This is a genomic window from Staphylococcus sp. 231237_7MaSpsaltlick (assembly GCF_043107035.1).
In genome coordinates, this window is record NZ_JBICNX010000007.1 from 162,600 (window position 1) to 188,193 (window position 25,594).

Below are 25,594 nucleotides of genomic sequence, written 5' to 3' on the forward strand. Positions count from 1 at the left end.
CCTCCAAATTCATAGTAACGCGTATCCGATGAAAGCGCAATCATAGTTTAGGGTAGTTTTACAACATACAAATTGTGTTAATATTCTGTAAACGGTGGTATAATATAAGTAAGAAAAATAAGGAGGTAATTACGATGCTAACTTATAAAAATATTTTAATAGCAGTCGATGGTTCACATGAGGCAGAGTGGGCATTTAACAAGGCTGTAGACGTAGCAAAACGTAACGATTCAAAACTTACTGTTGTGAATGTGATCGATTCAAGAACATATTCTTCATACGAAGTATATGATGCGCAATTCACTGAGAAATCTAAAAATTTCTCTGAAGATTTGTTAAAAGGTTATAAAGAAGTCGCTACAAATGCAGGTGTAACTGATGTTGAAACACGTTTAGAATTCGGTTCACCAAAAGCAATTATTCCTAAAAAATTAGCTGCTGATGTCGATGCAGATTTAATTATGTGTGGTACGTCTGGTTTAAATGCCGTAGAAAGATTCATTGTTGGTTCTGTGTCTGAGGCTATTGTGCGTCATTCTCCTTGTGATGTATTAGTTGTACGTACAGAAGAACTTCCTGAAGACTTCCAACCACAAGTTGCTACTGATGAATTCAGATCACAATACCAAGCTCGTTAAGTTGATACGAATAGTGAATGTTATACATTGTATTATTCACGTATAACATAATAATGTTTGAAGCAGGATAGTTTGTTCACACTAATTGGACACTTTATCCTGTTTTTTTTGATTAAGTTATTAACACTACATAAATAATACTTTAATAACATTCACTTTTACAACATTGTTATCCAAAATTCAAGAGGACTTCACAATAATGACTTATCCTTTAATTAACAAGCATTTGAAAGGAGTAAAGTAATTATGCAACAGCTCAAAAAAGCCATCTTATTTACATTTCTAGCTTTTATAATGATAAGTATGATTTCATTTAATGCTTTTGCATCAAGTGAAATTGACATCGGGTCATCTTCCCGCCATGTTGATCAACTCAAACTTATAGATAGTAAAACGATACCACATAATCAAATCTACAATAACACCAAAATTGGTGGTATATCAGGCATTACATACAACCCTAAATCTAATAAGTGGTACCTACTTAGTGACGATCGCTCGGAGCATAACCCATCCAGATTTTATGAAGCAAATTTAAATTATAATCATCGTCAATTGAATAACATAAACATAAAAAATGTTCATACGTTAAAACAGCAAAACGGAAATAATTATATAAGTAAAAAACAATTTAATAACAAATCTAAGGATGTTGTTGCAGACCCAGAATCAATCCGTTTTGACCCTTGGACGAACAATATTTTATATACAAGCGAAGGTGATAGAAGTTTAGGATTAAATCCTTTTATCAGATTTAGTAATTTAAAAGGTGATTTTATTTCTGAAGTACCTATTAGTGACTCATTAAAAATGGATACTCAAACAAAAAAAGGATTCCGTAATAACCTAGCCCTTGAAGGCAGTACGTTTTCAGTTGATGGAAATTCTATATGGACTTCTATGGAAGCACCATTAATACAAGACGGTCCAGTTCCTACAGCCAATTCAGGTGCCTTATCACGTATCACACAATACGACCGCCAAGGCAACGTATTATCTGAATATGCCTACCCAGTTGATTCAGTACCTTACGCGCAAGACAACGTTAAAACTGCAGAAAACGGGGTTTCAGAGATATTAGCAATTAATAATCATGAATTTTTAACATTAGAAAGAGCCAGTGTCCAGTCATCAGATGGTTCCTTTAAAAACTATGTACGTATTTATAAAATAGATGTTAATCACGCATCTGACATAAAAAACATAACTGCTTTGCAAAATAGTCAAGTAACACCTGTTAAAAAGAAATTAGTCGCTAATTTAAATAATGAACAATTAGATAAAATAGATAATATCGAAGGCATGACGTTTGGGAAAAAATTAGCAAATGGTAATGATTCCCTTGTAATTGTATCAGATAATAACTTTAACAAATCTCAAGTATCACAAATCATTGTATTTGAAGTATTAAATAATAAAGATTAATTCCAGCACTTTAGATATATTGTTATTCACAAAAAGCACCACGAAAATCTTATGCGTGGCATGAGATTTTCGTGGTGCTTTAATTTTTAAAAGTGGTCTATGAAATACACCATTTGTTTCTAAACAGAATTAGATGAATACAACGAATTATATTTGCTATTGTATTTAGTCTAACCTTTAAGATTTTATTGTTATAAAAATTATTTAACGTCACCAAATTCTACAACGTCACGTGCGATCATAACTTCTTCATTCGTTGGGATAACAATTACTTTAACCGGTGAATGTGGGTAGTTAATAAATCCTTCTTCACCATGAATTGATTCATTTTTCTTAGCATCCCAATAAACACCCATAAATTCTAGACCTTCTAATACTTTTGCTCTAACTGGGTCTGAGTTCTCACCAACACCAGCTGTAAATACAATCACGTCTACGCCGTGCATACGCGTTGCATATGAACCGATGTATTTATGGATACGAGAAGCAAATACATCAAGTGCTAATTGTGCTCTCTCTTTACCTTCTTTAGCTTCATCAATAATATCTCTCAAATCACTAGAAGTTCCTGAAATACCTAATAAACCAGATTCTTTATTTAAAGTATTTAAGACTTCTTCGGCATTTTTACCAGTTTTCTCCATGATGAATGGAATTAATGCTGGGTCAATGTTACCTGAACGTGTTCCCATTGTCACACCTGCTAATGGCGTGAAGCCCATAGAAGTATCTACAGATTCCCCACCATCAATAGCGGCAATAGAAGCACCATTTCCGATATGACATGAAATAATGCGTAATTCTTCAATTGGTTTACCTAAGATTTCTGAAGCACGTTGTGATACATATTTATGACTCGTACCATGGAAGCCATATTTACGAATTCCAAAATCTTCATAATATTGGTACGGTAAACTATATAGATAAGATTTTTCTGGCATTGTTTGGTGGAATGAAGTGTCAAACACAGCAACATGTGGTATCTCAGGAAGTAATTTACGGAATGCACGAATTCCCATTAAATTGGCTGGGTTGTGTAATGGCGCAAGCTCACTTAATGATTCAATTTGTTTTTCAACTTCGTCATCTACATAAGTTGAAGCTGGGAATACTTCACCACCATGAACGACACGGTGTCCAGTACCATCAATATCGTAAATACTTTCAATAATACCATGTTCTTTGAAACTTTCTAACATAATATTAACAGCATCTTCATGATTATCGATATCTTTTGTTTCAGTTATTTTTTCCCCATTCACTTCAATAGTGAAAATAGAATTTTTTAGTCCAATACGTTCAATAAGTCCCTTAGTTACAATTTTTTCTTCCGGCATTTCAATAAGTTGAAATTTCAAAGATGAACTACCAGCGTTAATGGCCAAAATTAATTTTGACATAAGCATAATGCCTCCATTTTTTTAAGTTTTTAATATCCATATCTATTTAATCATTAATACAGTTCAAATACAAGAATATTACAGCTTAATTTTCAGGGTGATTTTCTTGCATCCATGCATTTAGATCTTGTAAAAATCCTTGGAATTGTTGTGGACTTTTGAAATCAGGAATATTTGCTAGTAAAACTTCTACAGATTTGGTTACATTCGTTTCTTTTTTCTGTAACACAAGTATAGATTTACGCGCTTTTTCGTTTTTAAATAGTGTAGCAGGTAAATTTAGAAAAGCTTGCATCTCTGTTTCTGTAGCAATGAAATTTTGTAACTGTTTCACATTTTCACCTTCAAAAATATTGCTTGGTACAACTAAAAAGGCATAACCAGACGGTTTCATTGCTGTAATAGCTTGTTCTATAAGTAAGAAATGTGAATAACTATGTCCTTCTTCAAAACCAAGCGACATTTTTTTACTTCTATCATCTACTGGATAATATCCAATCGGCAAATCACCAATAACAACATCTGCATCTTCAAATGGTAATGGCATAATCGCATCTTGTGGGTATACGTCAAATGGTATTTCTAAGAAATTGGCTAAATGTACACTTACTCTAGATAATACTGGATCAACTTCTACTAAATGATGCATTAATGTATGATCTGAAAGCACTTCATGCACAGATGCACTTAAATGCCCTGCTCCACTAGCAAGATCGGCGATATGCATAGCTTCACTATTTTTCAAGAAACGTTCAGAAAGAAAGCCTAGGATCAGGCCTATAGAGTCTGGTGTAATTTGATGATTCGCTTGTATATCTTCATTTTGCATCAAACTTAGATAAGCAAATTGAAATGCTTTTCTTCTATCTTGCAAAGTAGCTTGTTCTAGCAAGTCTCTCTCATTTGTATAAACATATTCCATTGCAAGTCCTAAATTCTCAATAAAACTTTGTCCATTATCTTCGTTTAACGATTTAGCTTTTTCATCTAATGTCTGGAATAACTTCTCCATTACTGTTTCTTCTTGTGTCATTTAATAGTCCTTTCTAAAAAAACTGTCCATAATTTAATTGAAATCAAGTTAGTTTCAGCTAACTTATTTTACCAAATAATTATGGACAGTAAATTTTATAATGTCAATGATACTGTTTCTCTGTATAACAATATTTTAACATATGATATTTTAAATAAAATTAATCGACTTAAATGCTACGATAAGCTTCTAAAGCAGCATCAAAATCTGGGAAGTCTGTACCTTCTGAAACAATTTCAGTATATACAACTTTATTATTTTTATCTAAGACAAAAACTGAACGTGCAAGCAAACGTAATTCTTCCATCACAACGCCATAGTTTTTACCAAAAGATAAATCTTTATGATCACTTAATGTAATAACATTATCTAATCCGTTTGAGGCACACCATCTTTTTTGTGCAAATGGTAAATCAACAGAAACAGTTAATACAACGCCGTCTTCTTTTGAAGCTTCTTCATTGAATTTACGTGTTTGTTGATCGCAAACACCAGTATCTATAGATGGTACAACACTAATAAGTTTTTTTTGACCATCGTAAGTTGATAAGTTTACTTCATTTAAATCATTATCTAATACAGTGAAATCGGGTGCAATTTCTCCTTTTTTCACTTGTGAACCTAATAAAGTAATTGGATCTTGCTTGAATGTAATTTGCGCCATTAGAACGCCTCCTAAATTAAAAGTGTTTACTCTGTAATTATAACTGTTTGTGTTTCTGAAATAAACTATTCAACTTATAAATTGTGTTAAACTACTTCAAATAAAACAATTTATCTAATTTATTTTTTATAACGACTGTATCTGCAAAATAATCGTGAATACCTCTATGTTTGTTTGTAAATATAACTACTAAGTATGGCAAATTCATAAATACACCGCTAATAATACGTCCTATCCACTCTCTAAAAAATACATCTGGCCAAGTCAAACGTTGTCTGTCTATACGCTCAACTCTTATATTACATATCATTTTCCCTAATGTTTGTTTAAAATACTTTGTAAGTAGTACAAAATACAAGTAAAATACTAATGCATTTAGCAAGTGTCCGACACTAAAATAATCAATCCACAACTTTAAAGAATCCATGTTTGTAAAATGATAAATAGGTTTCAAAACAAAACTCTCTATACCAAAAATAATCAGTAAATCTATGATAAATGCACAAAACCTTATTCCAAATCCTGCGTATAATGCTTTGGAAATTTGTGCATGGTAAAGATCACTTGTTTCGACTTCCCTGTTGTCATTGTTTATTTTTTCTTTATCTCTATATTCATTTTGTATATTTTCCATGGTCACACCTAACCTTCGTAAAGATACATAGGTTCAGTTTTAGTATCATTATTGATTACTGACTTAATATCTTTAAAACTATCTGTAAACTTAGAAACGCTCATCTTCATATCTGAAAATGATGAGAAGAATCCACCGCCTTCTGTATATTCAAATACTTCAGCATCTTTAGATTTAATATCTTTCTGTAAAGCTTTTATAGTCTTATCTTCATAACCTATTTCATCAATCAGACCGTTACTTTTTGCTTGTTGTGCACTATAAATGCGGCCGTCAGCTAACTTCCTAACTTTATGCTCTGGCATATCTCTGCCATCTTTAACAATATTCACAAAACGATCAAAGCTATCATCTAATACAGATTGTAAGATGCTTCTTTCTTCTGAAGTCATCTCTCTTGAACTACTTAAAATATCTTTATGGTCGCCAGATTTAATTACATTTTGTTTTATTCCTAGATTCTTTTGTAATTCCGAATAATCGACACTGGACATGATTACTCCGATAGAACCTGTCATTGATTGTGGTCCTGCATAAATTTTATCGGCAGGCGCTGAAATATAATAGCCTCCTGATGCTGCCATCGATTCCATATGTACATAAACTTTTTTGTTCTTCTGTTTAATTTCTTTTATTTTTTCGTATATTTCATCACTTGGGTAGGTGCCACCGCCAGGTGTATTGACTGTTAATAACATACCTTTAATAGTGTCATCTTTTTTCACGTTATCTAACTGTTTAAGAAAAGACTCATGATTATAGCCACTTTCACCAAATAATCCACCACCCGTGCCTTCAGCGATTTCTCCATTTAATGTTAAATGTGCAATACGTTTGCTCGAATCACCTTCTTTTTCTATTTTTTCTGTAAAGGGATCCATCGCTGTAGAAGACGAATCATTAAACATTGTGGTTACAAAAGCTGATATCGAGCTCATAACAATACCACCAACCACTATAACAATTGCAATTATAATAGCAATAATGCGTTTTTTCGACATTTAATCGTCACTCCTATATTTTAATAATCTTGTTATCTCACGCTTAATTTAAACACAATTAATTCATTAATGTATACCTTTTTACCAAACAATTGAAAACAAGGCAGAACAGAAATCGTAAACGTAAAGTTGATTTCAGTGTTCTGCCTTGTCATACGGTGAATATAAATTTTGCAACAATTCAATTTCAAAAAATTGTGTATTACATTTGTATATTTTTCTACTTAATAACTGCTTAAGTCACGTTTTACTATTGCTTAGTTGTCAGAAATTAGATTCTTTTATATTATTTGCATGATATAATCATATGTATTTTTCAAAATCAAAATTGCAGTAACAATAATGAATAAGCCTTTAACATAGCCAACGCCTTTTTTAATAGCAAACATCGCTCCGATATAAGACCCACAAATCATACTAGCTGCCATGATAAAGCCATAAAAATAATCTACTTGATCTAAAAAGATAAAAAGAATTAATGCGCCTAAATTAGATGCAAAATTGAGTACTTTAGCATTCCCTGCTGCACCTAAAAAATCAAAACCAAACATTAGTAATATGAATAGCATAAATGACCCCGTACCGCCGCCAAGAAAGCCATCATAAAGACCAATCAAACCCATTAAAGATGTAAATAAAATCGCTTTAGGTATAGTTAGTTTTGTGAAAGTCCGTACATTACCCCAATCTTTTTTCATGATTGTATAAATCATCACAACTGTTAATACGACAATTACGACAGGCTTTAATAATTGAGAAGGCAAGAATGTTGCAATACTTGCGCCTCCCATTGCCATAATAAATACAATTGGAAATAATTTCCCTACAATCTTTAAATCTACATTACCTGACCGTAAAAATCGAAAAGCACTTGTCATTGAACCAAATGCACTCGCTAATTTATTTGTACCTAAGGCCATAGACGGCGGCATACCTACAGCTAGCAGTGCAGGAATAGAAATTAACCCGCCACCACCTACAACAGCATCAATAAATGCCGCCAAAAAGCCTAAAAGAATAATGATGATTACGATAGATATGTCCCATTCCAACATCCCATCACTCCCCTTGTTTAATTAATTAATTAATTTTTAAAGCTAAAATAGATCATCAGCTAGCGCTTGTGTAGCTGAATCTTTCTCACTTTGGTAATCGCTTGTAATATATAATGTCTCAATTTCGTCCGCAGCCTGTTGTACAAGTGGTTTAAAATCGTAACCACTTTCATATTTTTCTACTTTTTCTAACTCCGGTTCAGTAACTGGATTTTTAGGAGTGAAAATTGTACAACAATCCTCAAACGGTTGGATAGATACATCAAATGTACCTATATCTTTAGCTTTTTTAACAATATCTTCTTTATCTAAAGTCAGTAAAGGACGTAATACAGGCGTAGATGTGACATGATTTATCGCATACATACTCTTTAATGTTTGACTTGCAACTTGGCCTAAATTCTCACCATTTACAATCGCATGCGCGTCAATATCATGCACCACTTTGTCAGCTACTCGCATCATCATACGACGTGTTGAAGTCATGGTATAACGTTCATGAACTTCTTTGTTCACCTGTTTTTGTAGTGCTGTAAATGGCACGATGTGTAATTTAATTGGTCCAACACGTTCTGATAAAATTCTCGTTAATTCGATTACTTTTTCTTTTGCTTTTTCACTTGTAAACGGTGGACTATGGAAATGTATCGCTTCTACAGTAACGCCTCTACGCATAACTTCTACACCAGCAACTGGAGAATCAATACCACCAGATAGCATTAATAAAGTTTTACCTCCAGTACCAACAGGTAATCCGCCAGAGCCTGCAATCACTTGATCATACATGTATATAGCATCTAAACGCACTTCAACTTTAATCACGTGATCTGGATTGTGAACATCTACATTTAAATGATCAGTTTCACTTAATACAGCTCCACCTAAAGTTCTTTGTAATTCATATGTGTCATATGGGAAGTTTTTATCCGAACGCTTTACATCAATTTTAAACGTATCGTCTTGCTCATACTCTTTAGCAAATCGAACAGCTAACTCTTTTGCCGCTTCTACTGTTTTATCAATTTTTAATACAGGGCTTATTGAATAAATACCAAAGACTTTTTTTAATCTATTGCACATTTCTTCAATATCTGCACCTTCCGCTAGTTCTATATACATTCTATCTCTATTTGCCTTTACCATGTATCCTTGTAATGGCATTAACGCACGCTTTACATTTGAACGTAATTTGTTCACAAATATTTTACGGTTAGCTCCTTTTAACGTTAGCTCGCCGTACCTCACTAATATATGATCATATATCATACTAATAACTCCCTCACTTCTTCATAAACTAATTTGAATTTATCTTTAAACTCTTGTATATCTTTTGATGTAGTATGACTTCCCATAGAAATTCGAATACTACCTTCAATTTGTTTCACAGGTACATTCATAGCCAATAACACTTCGTTAAGACTCGCTTTTTTAGATGAACAGGCACTTGTTGTCGATAACATGATGTCATTTTTAGAAAATGCATTCACTAAAACTTCACCTTTAACACCTGGTAAGCCAATATTCAGTATATGAGGCGCACCTTCTTGTAGTGAATTAATCTTAACTCCAGTAAAGTTAATTAAGAACTGACTGAGTTCATCATGATAACTACGCAACTGGCTATTTAAAATAGATGTTTGATTTACGGCTGCTTTAATCGCTTTTACAATTGCAATATTCATTGGCAAGTTCACTGTGCCGCTTCTTACACCGTACTCTTGACCTCCACCATGTACAATAGGCTCTAGTTGGTGAATATTACGCACAAAAAGTACGCCTTGACCTTTCAATCCATTAAATTTATGTCCGCTTAAACTGAGCGTATCTACGCCCTCAAATATAAGTGGTATTTTTCCTAAAGCTTGCACTGCATCTACATGTAAATGTGCTTTAGGATATTGGTGGACAATTTTAGCTACATCTTCAATAGGTTGTATTTGCCCCATAATATTATTAACATGCATACAAGTTACTAATCCCACATTGTCAGTCATTAACGTTTCTAAATGTGCCAAATCTATTCGCCCATCATCTAAAACATTCACATATTTAACTATAAACCCCTCTGCTTCAAGCGAACGAACTACTTCTAAAACTGAAGGGTGTTCTAATACTGAAGTAATAATTTCATTGGCAAATACTTTTTTCTTATATGCGATACCTTTAATTGCTATATTATTACTTTCAGTAGCACCGCTTGTATAGATAATATCAAATGTCTGTTTCAAATCAAATAGGTCTTTAATTTGTTGTTTTGATTGCTGTAATAATTGTTCTGCCTGTAATCCTGATTGATGTGGGCTGTTAGGGTTAAAGTATAGTGACTGATTCACTTTAACAAAGGTGTCCAATACATCTTGATTGGGCTTTGTAGTCGCAGCATTATCTAAATATATCACCGCGTTCACTCCATTCATTATATATATTATAAACGATTCAATTTTTAACATTTTGTCTGCGTTTTTTGTTTTCCCTTTTAGCATTATACTCGCTTTTAATAAAAAGAAAAGACACGAAATGTTAAATCATTCCGTGTCAACTTACTATTTTATATGAGCTATAACTGACCTTAACCGATAACTTTTGATTCAATTTGTTTTGTAACTCCTGGCTCTACACTTTCTAAAGCTTGCTCAGAGATTTCTATTGAACGTTTGTAACGGTTATTTTTAAAGAGACGTTCTGCTTCGTTAAGACTCTTATCTATATTCGAACTGTCTTTGCGATAGCGGTTACCGTATTCAATTAATTTTTCAGCATAAACAGCGTTCACAAGCACATCGGTCGCTTCATCTTCAAATTTGTTCATTTGTAGTACAACTTTAGAGACTTTATCTTTTAACTGTTTAACATGTATTGGTCGTACACTGAATTTTTTATTTACTTCTCTTACTTCGTAATCAATTTCATTCTTCATGATGATAAAGCGTTCTGGTACACTTGGCAAGTTTGAAGCAAGTAATTTTCTATATACTTCTTCTTTTTTACTTTGTACGCGCAAGATATTTTCTTCTGCTTCCGCTTCATCTTCACGTAATTGAATTAAATGATTTTGTAATTTTTCTTGTTTCTCATTGATAACATCAACATGCTCTTCGATATATTTCAAGTTATCTTGAACTTCACTATACCGTACTGCTGATTTTGACATTTCTCTAAGAATGTCATCATATACAGCAATCATATTTTGAATTTCATTTTCAAACTGTCTTACGTTTTGAACATCGCTTTCGTTAATATAATAATTTTCACGAACATATTCAATTTCAGTTTGTAGTGTATAATTCATTTCTTTAGCTCTAAATAAATTATCAGTGATAACTTCTTTTGTTTCTTCCACTTCATTTTTAGCCGTTACTTCATGTTCAATTAAATCATACATTTCATCTAATCGATCATTAATACTATTAAGCTTTTCATTTGCTTCATCAAGCTCTAATCTACTAATCATTGGTTCAACAAAGCTAAGTTCTGTTTTCAATGTCTGTAATGTACTATCAATTTTCACATGGTCTAAATCATAACCTTCAACTTTTAGGTCTCTACAGCCATATTTAAGGTCTTGAAATTGGCCAGGTAATTCTTTTTGTGCTTCTCTAATCAAATCAGGAATTTCATCCATATCTTTTTTTAAATAATTCATATCATCATTTAACGTTTTAATATGGTCATGTGCTTGATTATAGTTGCCTTCAGTTTTTAAGGTTTCGTAAGTCTCCATTTCAGGTACAAACGATTCAATTTCTTGTTCAAGTGGCGCAGCTGCTTCACCGAATTGATGTCTATTTGCTAATACATCACGTTTCATTTCACGATAATCTGTTGTGCATTCTTCGTATAAATGATCGCTTTCTTTATGTAGTCCTATAATATTTTCTACTTTTGTAGTAAGTTCATTATAGTTCGCTTCATATTGATCCATCATTTCGTGGGCCTCATCCACTTCGGTTTGCGCTTGTGAAAACTTAAATTTATCTAACAAACCTTCTGCGTTATGAATTTTTTCTTCTACTGGCACTAAATATTGATTTTTACTATCTAATGATGATTGTTTTAAATTGTCATATGTAGATTTTGTTTCACCAGTTAAATTTAGCTCAGATAACTGAGATAAACTTTCATCATAAGGTAATTGTTCTACTTTTACTTTTCGCTCTTCTGCCTTTTCAATAATTTGGCTTTTGTTTGAACGCATATAGAACAATACACCAACAATAATCAGTATTATGACAATAATTGCTAAAATGATATACAATACCATACGTTTTCTCCTCCTATTTTATCACTATTTATTATAACGTAATTTACCTATGCATTAAAAGAGAAAATGAATTAATTCATACGAATATTTCAATATTTGCGTTAAATCCACCTCTAGTAATTATATGTATCAAGTTATTTAAAAAAAGCCCTTACAAATCATTTGTTTGATTACTATTAAAACAGTCTTTATACTAAATGAAAAGTAAAAAGTGAGGTTTTTGTATGTCAGAGGTTAAAGAAACTAATTATAATTTATTAGAAAAACAAGTTTCTAGTTTAATAGAAGATGAATCAAATTTAATTGCTATCCTTAGTAATGTGTCTGCTTTATTAAATGATTCCTTAGATCAAGTCAATTGGGTTGGTTTTTATTTAATAGAAAATAATGAATTAATTTTGGGTCCCTTCCAAGGTCACCCAGCATGTGTTCACATTGCTATAGGTAATGGTGTGTGTGGTACTGCAGTTGCTCAAGATGAAACACAATTAGTTGCAGATGTTAATGCCTTCCCAGGTCATATAGCCTGTGATGCTAACAGTAAATCAGAAATTGTAGTTCCTATTCATCAAAATGAACAAGTAATTGGTGTATTGGATATAGATGCGCCAATCACAAACCGTTTTTCAGAACTAGATAAGAAAACATTACAAAACATTGTTAAAATTATTGAAAATCAAATTGTATAAGCGTAATTGACAAATACTTATTATTAAAATCCTCATTAGTTGTTGACAGTTAGTAATATCGTGGTACAATGTTCTTTGTGTGAATAAACGAAATTAGCAGTTGTATATTATTTGGCGCTATGTTGTTCCCAACGCGGACGTGCCGTGTAACCGTAGCTATGAGGCGAGGACACATAAAACAATATATCCAAATAAGCATGCAACACTCTTTTTTGTTTTTTCATAACAACAAAAAAGAAAAAGGAGGAGTCTACTATGGCTCGATTTAGAGGTTCAAACTGGAAAAAATCACGTCGTTTAGGTATCTCATTAAGTGGTACTGGTAAAGAATTAGAGAAGCGTCCATACGCACCAGGTCAACATGGTCCTAACCAACGTAAAAAATTATCAGAATATGCATTACAATTACGTGAGAAACAAAAGTTACGTTACTTATATGGAATGACTGAAAGACAATTCCGTAACACTTTTGAAATTGCTGGTAACCAACACGGTGTCCACGGTGAAAACTTCATGCAATTATTAGCTGCTCGTTTAGATGCAGTTGTATATTCATTAGGTTTAGCACGTACACGTCGTCAAGCTCGTCAAATCGTTAACCACGGTCACATCGAAGTTGATGGTAAACGTGTTGATATCCCATCATACACATTAAAACCTGGTCAAGAAATCTCAGTTCGCGAAAAATCTTTAAAATTAGATATCATCGCTGAATCTGTTGAGATTAACAACTTTGTACCAGATTATTTAGAATTTGATGCAGACAACTTAAAAGGTAAATATATCCGCGTTCCAGAACGTAGTGAATTACCTGCTGAAATCAACGAACAACTTATCGTTGAGTACTACTCAAGATAAGCGTGATTATGTCGAACCAAGAAATCTTATTGATTTCTTGGTTTTTTTATTGCTTTTTAATCTTACATCCCTCTCTCCTTGTATCTATATCACTTCATTAAGGAAAATTGAATTTTTCTACACATCCTATGCACTAAAATATAGTCAACGTTTACAATCATGCTAGATTTGAGTATGATGAGCATATAGAATTAAAGGAGTGTATAATTTGATTATTAGAGCTTTAGAAGAAACTGACCTAGAATTTGTACATCATTTAAATAATGAATATTCAATTATGTCCTATTGGTTTGAAGAACCTTACCAATCATTAAGTGAACTTCAATCATTATATAAAAAACACCTATTGGATGAATCTGAGCGTCGTTTTATCATAGAACATGACAATATTCGAATCGGCGTCGTAGAATTAGTAGAAATTAACTTTGTTCATAGTAATTGTGAGATTCAAATTATTGTTGATCCTCGCTATAGTGGCCAAGGATATGCCAAAAATGCATTTAAAAAAGCAATCGATTATGCATTTCTAGTGTTGAACTTGCATAAAATTTACCTTTTTGTAGATGTTCAAAACGAAAAAGCTGTCCATATTTATAAGAGTCAAAATTTCGTCATTGAAGGTACACTACAAGAACACTTTTATACTCGCGGAAAATATAGTAATTGTCATATTATGGGCTTACTTAAAAAGCATTGGATTAATACACACGATAATGATTAACCGTAAACAGTTTCCCTCCTATAGTTATTATAAAAATATGTGCGCTTAGTTGACTTCAATTTATCTACAGAGTGCACATATTTTTTATATTAAGTTAATTTTGTCGGATTATCAGAAATCAAACCATCAACGCCTAACATGATTAATTTTTTAGCAACGTTTGGTTCATTAACAGTATAAGGCATAACAGACAAATCAAAGCTATGTGCAGCAGTAATAAATTTATGATTAACCAAAGAATAATGGGGATTTACATAATCCGCATAAATTGCAATTTTGTCGAAATTTGGCATCCTATACCAGTATTTCTTTTTGCTGATTAAAACGCCAAGCTTAAACCCCACCTTCATTTTATGGAGATTACGAATACACTTTTGATCAAAAGATTGTATAACCACTTTTTCGTCAGGAATATCATGTTTTTCCAGTATATGTATTAATTGTTGCTCAATACCTGGATAAAAATGAGGTTGTTTAATTTCAATTAAAAGCTTTTGTGGATAATGTTTAATTAGTACCAATACTTGTTCTAACGTCATCAAATGTTGTCCTTTAAATTTTATATGCTTAACTACACCATAATCAAATTGCATTAATGAATTAAAAGTATAGTCTTTTACTTTACCCTTCCCATTCGATGTACGATTTATTGTGTGATCATGAATCACAACTAAATAATTATCTTTTGTTCTATGTATATCTATTTCAAGCATATCGACATTACTTTCTAAAGCAGGTTCAAATGCTGCTCGTGTGTTTTCTGGAAAATCAGTTGAAAACCCACGATGTGCAATTAACATTACCTTGCTATCTTCTAAATAGTTATGCATTCTTACAATGCCCCACTTTCATTATCTCTTAGAATCGTCTAAACTAAAGTTATCATAATTATACTGGAGGTCAATCTATATGGTACAACATGAATTTGTAGTACAAACAAATTGGTCAGGTGGTCGTGAATCAGTCGGTGACCTCAAAGGCGATATTTTAAGCGAGCAAATATCAATCCCCGCTGGGCTTGGTGGTAATGGTACAGGCACAAATCCAGATGAGTTATTAGTGTCTGCTGCTTCCTCATGTTACATTATCTCACTCGCAGCTGTATTAGAGCGTTCTGGTTTTGATAATATTACAATAGAACAATCTTCTATTGGAACAGCAATTTTTGAAAACGCAAAATTCCGTATGGATACAATTATCCATTACCCAATTATTTCAGTTGAAAAAAATCAAAAAGAACTTTTGTCTCAAAAGTTACCTAAACTATTAAAGGTTGCAGACAACAATTGTATGATTTCCAATTCTATTAAGGGCAACGTTTCTGTAAAAATAGAACCAAAAATAAAATAATTTTAAAAAAATTTTATGTGTGACGGAATATGATTAAATTAGCAATGAATACCCTTACATTCTCTTAATAACATGTCTATTCCGTCTGTTTTTTAAATATTTGCACTTTTATATTGTCTGAAAATTTGCTAAACTTGTACAATCTTAAGCATTGGGGGAATTACTCATGAAATATTATCATCCTTTGTTACTAACACCAGGACCTACACCAGTACCAGAACAAATTTTACATGCTACACAGTCACCTATGGTCGGTCATCGATCAAGTGATTTCGAAGCAATTGCTGAAGAAGCATTTCGTGCCCTTAAACCAATATTCGGCGCGCAAAATGATGTAATGATACTTACTTCCAGTGGTACAAGTTCACTAGAAGCAAGCATGCTAAATCTTGCAAATCCAGATGATGAAATTGTTGTTATTGTATCTGGCGCATTTGGTAATCGTTTTAAACAAATTGCAGAAACTTATTACAATAATGTACATATTTTTGAAGTCGAATGGGGTAAAGCAGTTAATGTACCTGACTTCATAGATTTCTTAAAATCTTTAAACACTAATATTACGGCTGTTTATAGCCAATATTGTGAAACTTCAACAGCTGTATTGCATCCTGTAAGTGAATTAGGCCATGCACTTAAAGCTTACGATGACACTATCTATTTTGTTGTCGATGGCGTAAGCTGTATTGGTGCAGTAGACGTTGATTTACAACGTGATGCAATTGACGTCCTTATCTCAGGTAGTCAAAAAGCTATTATGTTACCACCTGGTTTAGCATTTGTAGCTTATAATGACCGTGCTAAACAACGCTTTAGTGAAGTGACAACACCTCGATTTTATTTGGACTTGAATAAATATTTAAAATCACAGTCTGAGAACTCAACTCCTTTCACACCTAACGTTTCGCTATTCAGAGGTGTGAACGCATATGCGAAATTAGTTGAAGAAGAAGGTTTTAACAACGTAGTCGCACGTCATTATGCAATACGTGATAGCCTGAGAGAAGCATTGAAAGCACTAGAATTAGATTTACTAGTCAAAGACGAACATGCTTCGCCTACTGTCACTGCATTTACACCTAAAACCAAAGATGAATTAAATTTCATCAAAAATGAATTAAAAAATCGTTTTGCTATAACAATTGCTGGCGGTCAAGGTCACTTAAAAGGTGAAATATTACGTATTGGTCATATGGGGCAAATCTCTCCATTTGATATTTTACAAGTAGTTTCAGCTTTAGAGATTCTGTTAACAGAATTTAGAAATGAATCTTATGTTGGCAAAGCAATCACTAAGTATATGGAGGTCGTCAAAGCTTATGTATAAAATTTTAGTCTCTGATCCAATCTCACCAGAAGGTTTAAAAAGTTTAATTGACCATAAGGATTTCGAAGTTAACATCAATACAGAATTAACTGAAAATGAATTAATTGAAGAAATTAAAGATTACCAAGGGTTGATTGTACGTAGTCAAACTCTAGTTACTGAAGCTATTATTGAAGCATCACCTAACCTTAAGGTAATTGCACGTGCAGGTGTGGGTGTAGATAATATCGATGTAGATGCCGCTACCAAAAACGGTGTCATAGTAATCAACGCGCCAGATGGTAATACTATTTCTGCCACTGAACATTCGATGGCAATGATTTTATCAATGGCTCGAAATATCCCTCAAGCGCACCAATCATTAAAAGATGGAAAATGGGACCGTAAAACTTATAGAGGTACAGAACTTTTTAATAAAACACTTGGTGTAATCGGTGCAGGTAGAATTGGACTTGGTGTTGCTAAACGCGCACAAAGTTTCGGTATGAATATATTAGCCTTTGACCCATATTTATCAGAAGATAAAGCTAAAGAATTAAACGTAACACGTGCAACAGTTGAAGAAATTGCAGAACAAGCAGATTTCGTTACTGTACACACACCATTAACACCTAAAACAAAAGGCATCGTTGGTAAAGCATTTTTTGAAAAAGCAAAACCAACATTGCAAATTATCAATGTAGCACGTGGTGGTATTATTGATGAAGAAGCATTATTAGAGGCTTTAGATAATAATCAAATACAAAGTGCTGCGATTGATGTTTTTGAAACTGAACCAGCAACTGAATCCCCTCTTGTAGAAAATGAAAAAATTATCGTTACGCCTCACTTAGGTGCGTCTACAGTTGAAGCACAAGAAAAAGTAGCTGTATCAGTTGCTAATGAAATCGTAGATATTTTTGAAAATGGTAACGTATTAAATGCAATTAATGCGCCACGTATGACTTATAGCGAAATTAACGATGAGTTAAAGCCATATATCGAATTAAGCAAATTAACAGGTGAAGTTGGTATCCAATTACTTGAAAAAGCACCTCGTGAACTCCACATTAAATACGAAGGTGACATCGCGCTAGATGACACAAGTTTATTAACTAGAACCTTAGTATCAGGTGTATTAAAACGAGATTTAGCTGAACGTGTTAACTTGATTAATGCATTAGTGCTTCTAAATGAACAAGGTGTATCTTATAATATTGAAAAAAATACTAAACACCGTGGTTTTAGTAACTATATTGAATTAACACTTATCAATAAAGACAAACAAATCAAGATTGGTGCTACTGTGTTAAACGGTTATGGTCCAAGAATTGTTCGTATTAATGACTATCCAGTAGACTTTAAACCTGAACAACATCAACTTGTTATTAATCATAATGATAGACCTGGTATTGTAGGACGTACCGGCCAAATCTTAGGTGAATATGGTATCAATATTGCTTCTATGCATCTTGGGCGTACTAATCAAGGCGGTAACGCACTCATGATTTTGTCAATAGACCACCCAGTAACAGAAGATGTCATTGACGGTTTATACCAAATTGAAGGTTTCAATTTGATTAGAAGTGTAGAATTAGAAATTGATAACAATATTAATTATAATATTTAGTTAACTTTCGTTATAAATAAATGTAATACTATAAGCGCGAATAAGGAATTTAATTCAAATTTCTTACTCGCGCTTTTTTGTTATTCAGTTTCGATTAAATACTGCTAAAAATATAAATGTAACACCGGCTCAACTATTTCACGTACAATGAGCTTAATATTTTCAACTTTATGAGTGTTAAAATATTGGTCGTAAACTTATTTGAATATAAAAAATGACACATATACAAATTTATAATCTTTTTCAGAAAATAACTTTGCAATGTGTCAATAATCATTATAATAAAATATTTCTTATCTCGCCCACATGATCGACTATGTAGTCTGCTTCATAAGCTTCTAGTTCTTCACGTGCACTTTGACCTTTCAATCCAGTTAAAGGACCAATAAATGTTGCACCTATTTTTTTAGCGCTTAGCAAATCAGCTAATGAATCGCCTACTACAAATACCTCGTTTTTAATAACTCGATTTTCTTGATCAGTTGCATACTTTTTATAATCCGCTTCGAAATTGCCTTCAAGTGTTGCTAAATAGCTAAATGGGTTCGGCTTACCTAAAGGTTTCAACTCAGGATAAATATCTTCAGCGATTAATACTTCGCTTGCTGTAACGATGTGTTTATCTTCGAAGATATCTTTAATACCAATTGCATCAAATGGAACTAACGTTTCCGTACGTGGTCTACCTGTGGCAATTGCGATATGATATCCTGCGGCTTTTAAGTCTTCTAACAATTGCTTAATTTCAGCCACTGGTCTTAATACTACTTCATTATATATGTAACCTTTTTTAAAGTCTGAACGATTCAATTTTTGTTCAACTTCATTATAAAGTTGATTACCTAGGTACCATTCTTGATAAATTTCCTGTGAAAGTAACCAAAATGGACTTTTCAGCTCAAATAGTGCTGTTTGTTGAGTGTCTAATTGTTCACTTGCGTACTTAACCAAGTCTTGATAAATATTATCTTTCCCAGTACGCACATGTTCTAAAAATGATAATGGTGCATCAAAATTCAATGTTATATTAGAAATTTGCTCCCCTAATTTTTGTAATGTTGCTTGTTCAAAACTTTCGGGATTTAAAATTTCCTCCAACACATCATCTGATAAAGTTTTACAAATATCAATGAAATGTATTGCTATTACAACAAATAGCATATCCCAATTAGAGTTTAAGCCAAGTGATTTTAACTTAGTTAATATCTCATCATGATAGAATACAATCTCCCTAATTTCTGTGATTTGTTCATCACTTAAATCTTTAAATTGTATCGAGGGATCTAAACCAATATAATCTTTACTCATAAGCATTTCATATACAGTTAATGCCGATACATCAAAACATCTTTCTTCACTTAAAAAAACGCCATCAACATCAAATAATACCGACTTCATACTACCTACTCTCCTTTAATCAGAAAATTCTGATACTATTATATCGTACTATTTTACTTACAAAAGAGCAATGCATTTACAGCGTTTTGTTAAACAAATTAATAGAACTTTCTATGGTAATTTTTATAAAAAAAACACTTAACAATTCTGAAACTATATTATGCATTTCAGATTGTTAAATGTTTAAAATATCACTATTTTATTCTTCCATTTGAAGTTCAATTTCATCAGCAACTTGTTGTACTTGAGTTCCAATGATAACTTGTGTATTATGTTTACCACTCTTTGTTACGCCAACAGCTCCAGCGCCTTTGATTTTCGCTTCATCAATCACATTATTATCATGTAATTCCATGCGTAATCGTGTAGCGCAGTTTGTTAATGTTACAATATTTTCTTTACCACCTAAGCCTTCTAAGATTTGTCTAGCTGTCTTTGAATACTTATTCGTTTGTGTCTTTCCTGAAGTTCCAGTTGGATTTGCGGTATCCCCTGTTGTAGCTTCATCGGATGTCGGATCAGGTAATAAGTTATCACCACGACCAGGCGTATTGAGTTTCAACCATTTGATTGCTAATCTAAATACGACGTAATAGATAACAAAGAATACAACACCTTGTACCATTAGCATCATCGGATGGTTTGCTACTGGATTAATCAATGATAATAAAAAGTCGATTAACCCTGCACTAAATGAGAAACCTGCTGTCCAATGGAATAACGCTGCAATAAACAAAGATAAACCTGTTAACACAGCATGTATTAAGAATAATACCGGTGCTACAAACATAAATGAAAATTCAATAGGTTCGGTAACACCAACGAAAAATGCTGAAATAGCTCCACCAAACATTAGACCGTAAACTCTTTTCTTCTGTTTTGTCTCAGCAGTGTGATACATCGCTAATGCTGCTGCTGGGATACCAAACATCATCACTGGGAAGAAACCAGCCATATAACGTCCTGTAACACCTTGAACTGCGCCATCCCCAGTTTGGAATTTTGCAATGTCATTAATACCCGCTAAATCAAACCAAAATACCGCGTTTAATGCATGATGTAACCCTGTTGGAATCAAGAGACGGTTGAAAAAGCCATAAAGAAATGCCCCACCAGGCCCTAAATCTAAGATCCATGTTCCAAAAGTAACAATTCCTGAATACACAATTGGCCAAACAAATAACATAATAACTGCTATAAATATACTAAAGAATGCAGTTAAAATAGGCACCAAACGTTTCCCACTAAAGAATGATAAAGCTGTTGGCAATTCCGTTGTGCTAAATCTGTTATACGTATATGCTGCTACTAAACCAATAACTAAACCAATTAAAACATTTTGATTGTTCATTTGTTCAAATGCTACATTTACACCAGATTCTTTCACGCCTAACAACGGCGCTAACTTTTCTGGACTAAGTACAACTGTTGTTAAAAAGAAACCAACGGCTGCTGCAAGTGCAACTGCTCCATCATTCTTCTTCGCCATTCCTAATGCAACACCAATTGCAAATAAAATACCCAATTGTTCAAGAATCGTTGATCCTGCTGTAGAGAAAAAGGCAGCTACTGTAGGTAATACACCAAGTGCAGTTAAAGCATTACCAATACCAACGATAATGGCTGCTGCTGGCAAGACAGCTACAGGTAACATAAGCGATCTTCCTAAACGTTGAAAGAAACTATACATAAATATTCCCCATTTCAAAATAAATTCCCAAAAAAATCACCACATGCACAATATTGTCCACGTGGTGTTTGTAAACCCTTTCCTAACTGTTATTGTACAGTTATATAATAACATATGATTTAAAGATTACGTATCAAAATTAAAAAGTTTAATTATTTCAACATACTAATGTTTTAGTTAATTATTTTTTACATACTCATTTAATTCTGATTGTAATTGAATCGTTCTTTGCTCTAATTCTTTAGTTAAATACTCTAATTTTTCATTACGCTTCATGTCTTTTGGAAGATTTTTAGTTTCTATTGGTTCACCAAATCTAATAATTGCCTTTCCAGTAACTAATCCTTTTATTTCTTTAGGTCCGACATAAGCTGCAGGTAAGATTGGCGCTTGAGCCATCATCGCAATAGTAACGGCACCTCTTTTCATTGGCGAACCTTCATCATACTTCATGCGATGTCCTGTAGGAAAAATACCCACTGTTTTATTCTCTTTTAACAGTTTTATCGGTTTTTTTAACGTGCTTGGACCAGGATTATCTCTATCTACTGGAAATGCATTTAATGACGATAAAAATTTACCAAATAATTTATTATTAAATAGTTCTTTTTTAGCCATATAATGTATTTGATTTGGATAAATTGCTGTTCCTAACATAATTACTTCGTTATAACTTTCATGAGTACAAGTCACTACATACCTATGAAGTTGCGGTATATTTTCTTTCCCTTGAACTTCTAATGAATTACTCAATTTTATAATAATAAACTTCAACAAACCACTTATAAATTTATACATTTTTGCACCTACTTCATTTTGCTTATCTTTACTCATTGATTTTATCATTTAGTATGACTATGGACAAGAAGATTTATATTTCAGTCTAAAGTCGTATAGTGGTATACTAGAAAAAGTTGCACAAAACTTTCATAATAGGATATATAGTAATAACTGGAGGTAGAATATGTCAGAATTTAACAATGATCAAAATACAAACAACAACCAAAATAATCAACAAAATGCAACGCAATACACCCCAAATAAGAGAATAAGGCAAAAACCTAAATTTCCATGGTTTAGAACAGTTATAGTTGCCTTAGTCGCAGGCATCATTGGGGCCCTTATCGTATTAGGCGTCGGTAAACTTATGGAAACTACAGTTTTAAACGATAATGGCTCATCTGTTAATGAAGCATCAAATACTGGAAATGGCGGAAACACACTTGATGGAAAAAGTGATAAGTATGATTCCGTCAATCAAATGATTAATGATGTCTCCCCATCAATTGTTGGTGTCATCAATATGCAAAAAGCTCAAAACCTAGATGATTTACTAAAAGGTAAATCTTCGAAAGCGCAAGAAGCTGGTGTAGGATCAGGCGTAATTTATCAAAAAAATAATGGTTCTGCGTACATCGTTACTAATAACCATGTGATAGATGGCGCGAGCGAAATTAAAGTTCAACTCCATAATTCTAAACAAGTGGATGCGAAATTAATTGGTAAAGATGCCTTAACTGATATGGCAGTGTTAAAAATCAATGAAACTAAAGGTACAAAAGCAATCAATTTTGCTAATTCTTCTAAGGTTAAGACTGGAGATAGTGTATTTGCAATGGGTAACCCACTAGGCTTAGAATTTGCTAATTCAGTAACTTCTGGAATTATTTCCGCAAGCGAACGTACAATTGATACACAAACATCAGCTGGTGCAAACAAAGTCAATGTACTTCAAACTGATGCAGCCATTAACCCAGGTAACTCTGGTGGCGCCCTTGTTGATATCAATGGTAATTTAGTAGGTATAAACTCAATGAAGATTGCTAATGAACAAGTAGAAGGTATTGGTTTTGCTATACCAAGTAACGAAGTCAAAGTTACTATTAAGGAACTAGTAGAAAACGGTAAGATTGATCGTCCTTCTATAGGTATTGGATTACTCAATGTAAGCGAAATTCCTGATCAGTATAAAGATCAACTCAACACTTCACGTAAAGATGGCGCATATGTGGCGAAAGTTGATGGTGATAGTGGTCTAAAAGAAGGCGATATTATAACTGCTATTGATGATAAAAAAGTCAAAGAAGACACAGACATCCGCTCTTATCTTTATGAAAATAAAAAACCAGGTGATTCAGTGAAATTAACTGTAGAACGTAAAGGTAAACAACAAACAATAGATGTGAAATTGAAAGAACAAAAAACAACATCATCACAATCTTCTGATGAATCAAATGAAGAAAAAAATTCACCGTTCAATTAATCCCATCTAAGATATTTGTAAATCATTAAATATGATGTGCTTAGGACTGCACAAACCGCTCTCGGTTTTGTCTCCTTTGCACATCTTTTTTATAGTTATTTTATTTATATTTACAAAGATATTACCTTCCACACAATATTCACCGTGTATCTCCTATATTAGTACAGTAAAAAATTAAATTTCGTTTTATCCAACCTTAATACAAGTTTGATATGCACTTAACACACAAATCTAACTATATTAATAAAGCAGCAATCTACTAGATTCTAATAGACTGCTGCATAAAAATTATTATTTATAATTAACCATGAAGTATTTTTTCTTACCTCGACGTATGATCGTAAACTCATCTTCAATTTTATCATCGTTTGTAAGTTCATAATTAACGTCTTGTTGTCTTACACCATTAATATAAATAGCACCATTATTCACATCTTCACGCGCTTGTCGTTTAGAAGAAGAAATGCCAGCTTCAACGACTGCTTCTACAATATTTGTAGTCTCATGGTTTAATTCTACTTGAGGTACGTCTTTAAACCCTTCTTTTAATTCCGTTGCAGAAAGTGATTGTAAGTCCCCAGCAAACAACGCTTTAGATATACGTATTGCATCGTCTAATGCACCTTGACCATGAATAAAGCGCGTTACATTTTCAGCCAATGCCTTTTGTGCTTCACGTAAATGCGGTGCCTCATTTAATGATTTTTCCAATGCTTCTATCTCTTCTTTGTCTAAGAAAGTAAAGTATTTTAGAAACTTGATTACATCATCGTCTGTCGTATTAATCCAAAATTGGTAAAATTCATATGGGCTCGTTTTGGCAGCATCTAACCAAATTGCGCCACCTTCAGTTTTACCAAACTTTTTACCATCTGACTTCACAACTAATGGAATTGTTAATCCATATGCTTCAGTTTGACCGTACATACGACGCATCAATTCAATACCGCTCGTAATGTTACCCCATTGGTCTGATCCACCAACTTGAATTTTACAATCATATGTTTTATTTAAATGACCAAAATCAATTGCTTGTAGTATCGTATAAGTAAATTCTGTAAATGAAATGCCGTGTTCTAAACGTGTTTGGATAGAATCTTTACCCAACATGTAATTTACACCAACATGTTTACCGTAATCACGTAAGAAATCAATTAAAGAAATTTGGCCTAGCCAATCTTTATTATTAACTAATTTAGCGCCTTTTTCAGTACCAAATTCAAAAATTTTATGCATTTGGTTACTGATACCTTGTACATTGAGTTCTACTTGATCTTCAGTCTGTAATTTACGTTCTTCAGACTTACCAGAAGGGTCACCTATCATACCTGTACCACCGCCGATTAATACAAGTGGTCTATGTCCCTGTTCTTGGAAACGACGCAATGTTAAAAATGGTAATAAATGTCCAATATGTAAACTATCTGCTGTTGGATCCGCACCACAATATAATGTGACTTGCTCTTTATTTAATATTTCTTCTATACCAGACTCATCAGTTTGTTGATAAATCAAGCCTCTCCATTTTAAATCTTCTAGTAATGCATTTGCCATTGTATCAGCCTCCTGTGTTAATTT

The 25,594-nt window shown here is 33.0% G+C and carries 23 protein-coding genes; 9 read left to right on the forward strand and 14 right to left on the reverse strand.

Features of this window, described 5'->3' with window-relative positions:
- The first annotated feature begins 134 nt into the window (after positions 1-134).
- The gene (locus tag ACF91D_RS15245) at positions 135-638 is read left to right on the forward strand and encodes a universal stress protein (RefSeq protein WP_017722132.1); all 504 of its coding nucleotides are present in this window, start codon (positions 135-137) and stop codon (positions 636-638) included.
- A gap of 246 nt (positions 639-884) precedes the next feature.
- Entirely contained in the window at positions 885-2,063 is a 1,179-nt protein-coding gene (locus tag ACF91D_RS15250) for an esterase-like activity of phytase family protein (protein WP_327620561.1), read from the forward strand.
- A 200-nt stretch (positions 2,064-2,263) separates the two neighbouring features.
- Here ACF91D_RS15250 and ACF91D_RS15255 read toward each other — a convergent pair whose 3' ends face one another.
- From ACF91D_RS15255 to ezrA, 9 genes are all read right to left on the reverse strand, one after another.
- Positions 2,264-3,463 (reverse strand): acetate kinase, encoded by a 1,200-nt coding sequence (locus ACF91D_RS15255; protein ID WP_039067111.1) that lies wholly within the window; start codon positions 3,461-3,463, stop codon positions 2,264-2,266.
- Between the two features lie 85 nt (positions 3,464-3,548).
- Positions 3,549-4,496: a class I SAM-dependent methyltransferase gene (locus ACF91D_RS15260; RefSeq protein ID WP_039067109.1), complete on the reverse strand. Its 948-nt coding sequence runs from the start codon at positions 4,494-4,496 to the stop codon at positions 3,549-3,551.
- Between the two features lie 169 nt (positions 4,497-4,665).
- Positions 4,666-5,160, reverse strand: a complete 495-nt coding sequence (tpx, locus tag ACF91D_RS15265) for a thiol peroxidase (RefSeq protein WP_039067108.1) — start codon at positions 5,158-5,160, stop codon at positions 4,666-4,668.
- Positions 5,161-5,251: 91 nt separating this feature from the next.
- The gene (locus ACF91D_RS15270; RefSeq protein ID WP_069792206.1) at positions 5,252-5,794 is read right to left on the reverse strand and encodes an RDD family protein; all 543 of its coding nucleotides are present in this window, start codon (positions 5,792-5,794) and stop codon (positions 5,252-5,254) included.
- 8 nt (positions 5,795-5,802) lie between these two features.
- A complete protein-coding gene (gene sppA / locus ACF91D_RS15275; RefSeq protein WP_202847933.1) occupies positions 5,803-6,795 on the reverse strand; it encodes a signal peptide peptidase SppA in 993 nt (330 codons plus the stop codon).
- Positions 6,796-7,076: 281 nt separating this feature from the next.
- Positions 7,077-7,850 (reverse strand): sulfite exporter TauE/SafE family protein, encoded by a 774-nt coding sequence (locus ACF91D_RS15280; RefSeq protein WP_039067105.1) that lies wholly within the window; start codon positions 7,848-7,850, stop codon positions 7,077-7,079.
- Positions 7,851-7,892: 42 nt separating this feature from the next.
- Positions 7,893-9,116 (reverse strand): tRNA uracil 4-sulfurtransferase ThiI, encoded by a 1,224-nt coding sequence (thiI, locus tag ACF91D_RS15285; RefSeq protein ID WP_327620560.1) that lies wholly within the window; start codon positions 9,114-9,116, stop codon positions 7,893-7,895.
- Positions 9,113-10,249, reverse strand: coding sequence for a cysteine desulfurase family protein (locus ACF91D_RS15290; protein ID WP_039067123.1), 1,137 nt, complete (start codon positions 10,247-10,249; stop codon positions 9,113-9,115). The genes thiI and ACF91D_RS15290 overlap by 4 nt, the downstream gene beginning before the upstream one ends.
- Before the next feature lie 170 nt (positions 10,250-10,419).
- Positions 10,420-12,111, reverse strand: a complete 1,692-nt coding sequence (gene ezrA / locus ACF91D_RS15295) for a septation ring formation regulator EzrA (protein ID WP_039067102.1) — start codon at positions 12,109-12,111, stop codon at positions 10,420-10,422.
- A gap of 224 nt (positions 12,112-12,335) precedes the next feature.
- On the opposite strand from ezrA, the gene ACF91D_RS15300 reads away from it, so the two are divergent.
- From ACF91D_RS15300 to ACF91D_RS15310, 3 genes are all read left to right on the forward strand, one after another.
- Positions 12,336-12,800: a GAF domain-containing protein gene (locus tag ACF91D_RS15300; protein WP_069792208.1), complete on the forward strand. Its 465-nt coding sequence runs from the start codon at positions 12,336-12,338 to the stop codon at positions 12,798-12,800.
- A 255-nt stretch (positions 12,801-13,055) separates the two neighbouring features.
- Entirely contained in the window at positions 13,056-13,658 is a 603-nt protein-coding gene (rpsD, locus tag ACF91D_RS15305; RefSeq protein ID WP_002483023.1) for a 30S ribosomal protein S4, read from the forward strand.
- Between the two features lie 208 nt (positions 13,659-13,866).
- Entirely contained in the window at positions 13,867-14,379 is a 513-nt protein-coding gene (locus ACF91D_RS15310; protein ID WP_039067098.1) for a GNAT family N-acetyltransferase, read from the forward strand.
- 89 nt (positions 14,380-14,468) lie between these two features.
- Here the strand turns inward: ACF91D_RS15310 and ACF91D_RS15315 are convergent, their stop codons facing one another.
- Complete coding sequence (locus tag ACF91D_RS15315; protein WP_069792209.1) at positions 14,469-15,209, reverse strand: glycerophosphodiester phosphodiesterase; 741 nt, start codon at positions 15,207-15,209, stop codon at positions 14,469-14,471.
- Between the two features lie 79 nt (positions 15,210-15,288).
- Here ACF91D_RS15315 and ACF91D_RS15320 point away from each other — a divergent pair, with 79 nt between their 5' ends.
- The 3 genes from ACF91D_RS15320 to serA all read left to right on the forward strand — a co-directional run bounded on the left by ACF91D_RS15320 (position 15,289) and on the right by serA (position 18,665).
- The gene (locus ACF91D_RS15320; RefSeq protein WP_069792210.1) at positions 15,289-15,729 is read left to right on the forward strand and encodes an SACOL1771 family peroxiredoxin; all 441 of its coding nucleotides are present in this window, start codon (positions 15,289-15,291) and stop codon (positions 15,727-15,729) included.
- Positions 15,730-15,895: 166 nt separating this feature from the next.
- A complete protein-coding gene (locus ACF91D_RS15325; RefSeq protein WP_039067093.1) occupies positions 15,896-17,056 on the forward strand; it encodes a pyridoxal-phosphate-dependent aminotransferase family protein in 1,161 nt (386 codons plus the stop codon).
- Positions 17,049-18,665, forward strand: a complete 1,617-nt coding sequence (gene serA, locus ACF91D_RS15330) for a phosphoglycerate dehydrogenase (protein WP_039067092.1) — start codon at positions 17,049-17,051, stop codon at positions 18,663-18,665. Before ACF91D_RS15325 ends, serA begins: the two co-directional genes overlap by 8 nt.
- 276 nt (positions 18,666-18,941) lie before the next feature.
- On the opposite strand, the gene ACF91D_RS15335 is transcribed toward serA, so the two are convergent.
- From ACF91D_RS15335 to ACF91D_RS15345, 3 genes are all read right to left on the reverse strand, one after another.
- A complete protein-coding gene (locus ACF91D_RS15335; RefSeq protein ID WP_069792211.1) occupies positions 18,942-20,063 on the reverse strand; it encodes an HAD family hydrolase in 1,122 nt (373 codons plus the stop codon).
- 199 nt (positions 20,064-20,262) lie between these two features.
- Positions 20,263-21,753: an N-acetylglucosamine-specific PTS transporter subunit IIBC gene (gene nagE / locus ACF91D_RS15340; RefSeq protein ID WP_039067090.1), complete on the reverse strand. Its 1,491-nt coding sequence runs from the start codon at positions 21,751-21,753 to the stop codon at positions 20,263-20,265.
- Positions 21,754-21,930: 177 nt separating this feature from the next.
- Entirely contained in the window at positions 21,931-22,551 is a 621-nt protein-coding gene (locus ACF91D_RS15345) for a lysophospholipid acyltransferase family protein (protein WP_069792251.1), read from the reverse strand.
- A 166-nt stretch (positions 22,552-22,717) separates the two neighbouring features.
- Between ACF91D_RS15345 and ACF91D_RS15350 the strand changes: the two genes are divergently transcribed.
- On the forward strand, positions 22,718-24,016 hold the full coding sequence (locus ACF91D_RS15350) for a S1C family serine protease (protein WP_069792213.1): 1,299 nt from the start codon (positions 22,718-22,720) through the stop codon (positions 24,014-24,016).
- Positions 24,017-24,307: 291 nt separating this feature from the next.
- Here ACF91D_RS15350 and tyrS read toward each other — a convergent pair whose 3' ends face one another.
- On the reverse strand, positions 24,308-25,570 hold the full coding sequence (tyrS, locus tag ACF91D_RS15355) for a tyrosine--tRNA ligase (RefSeq protein WP_327620558.1): 1,263 nt from the start codon (positions 25,568-25,570) through the stop codon (positions 24,308-24,310).
- Positions 25,571-25,594: the final 24 nt, after the last annotated feature.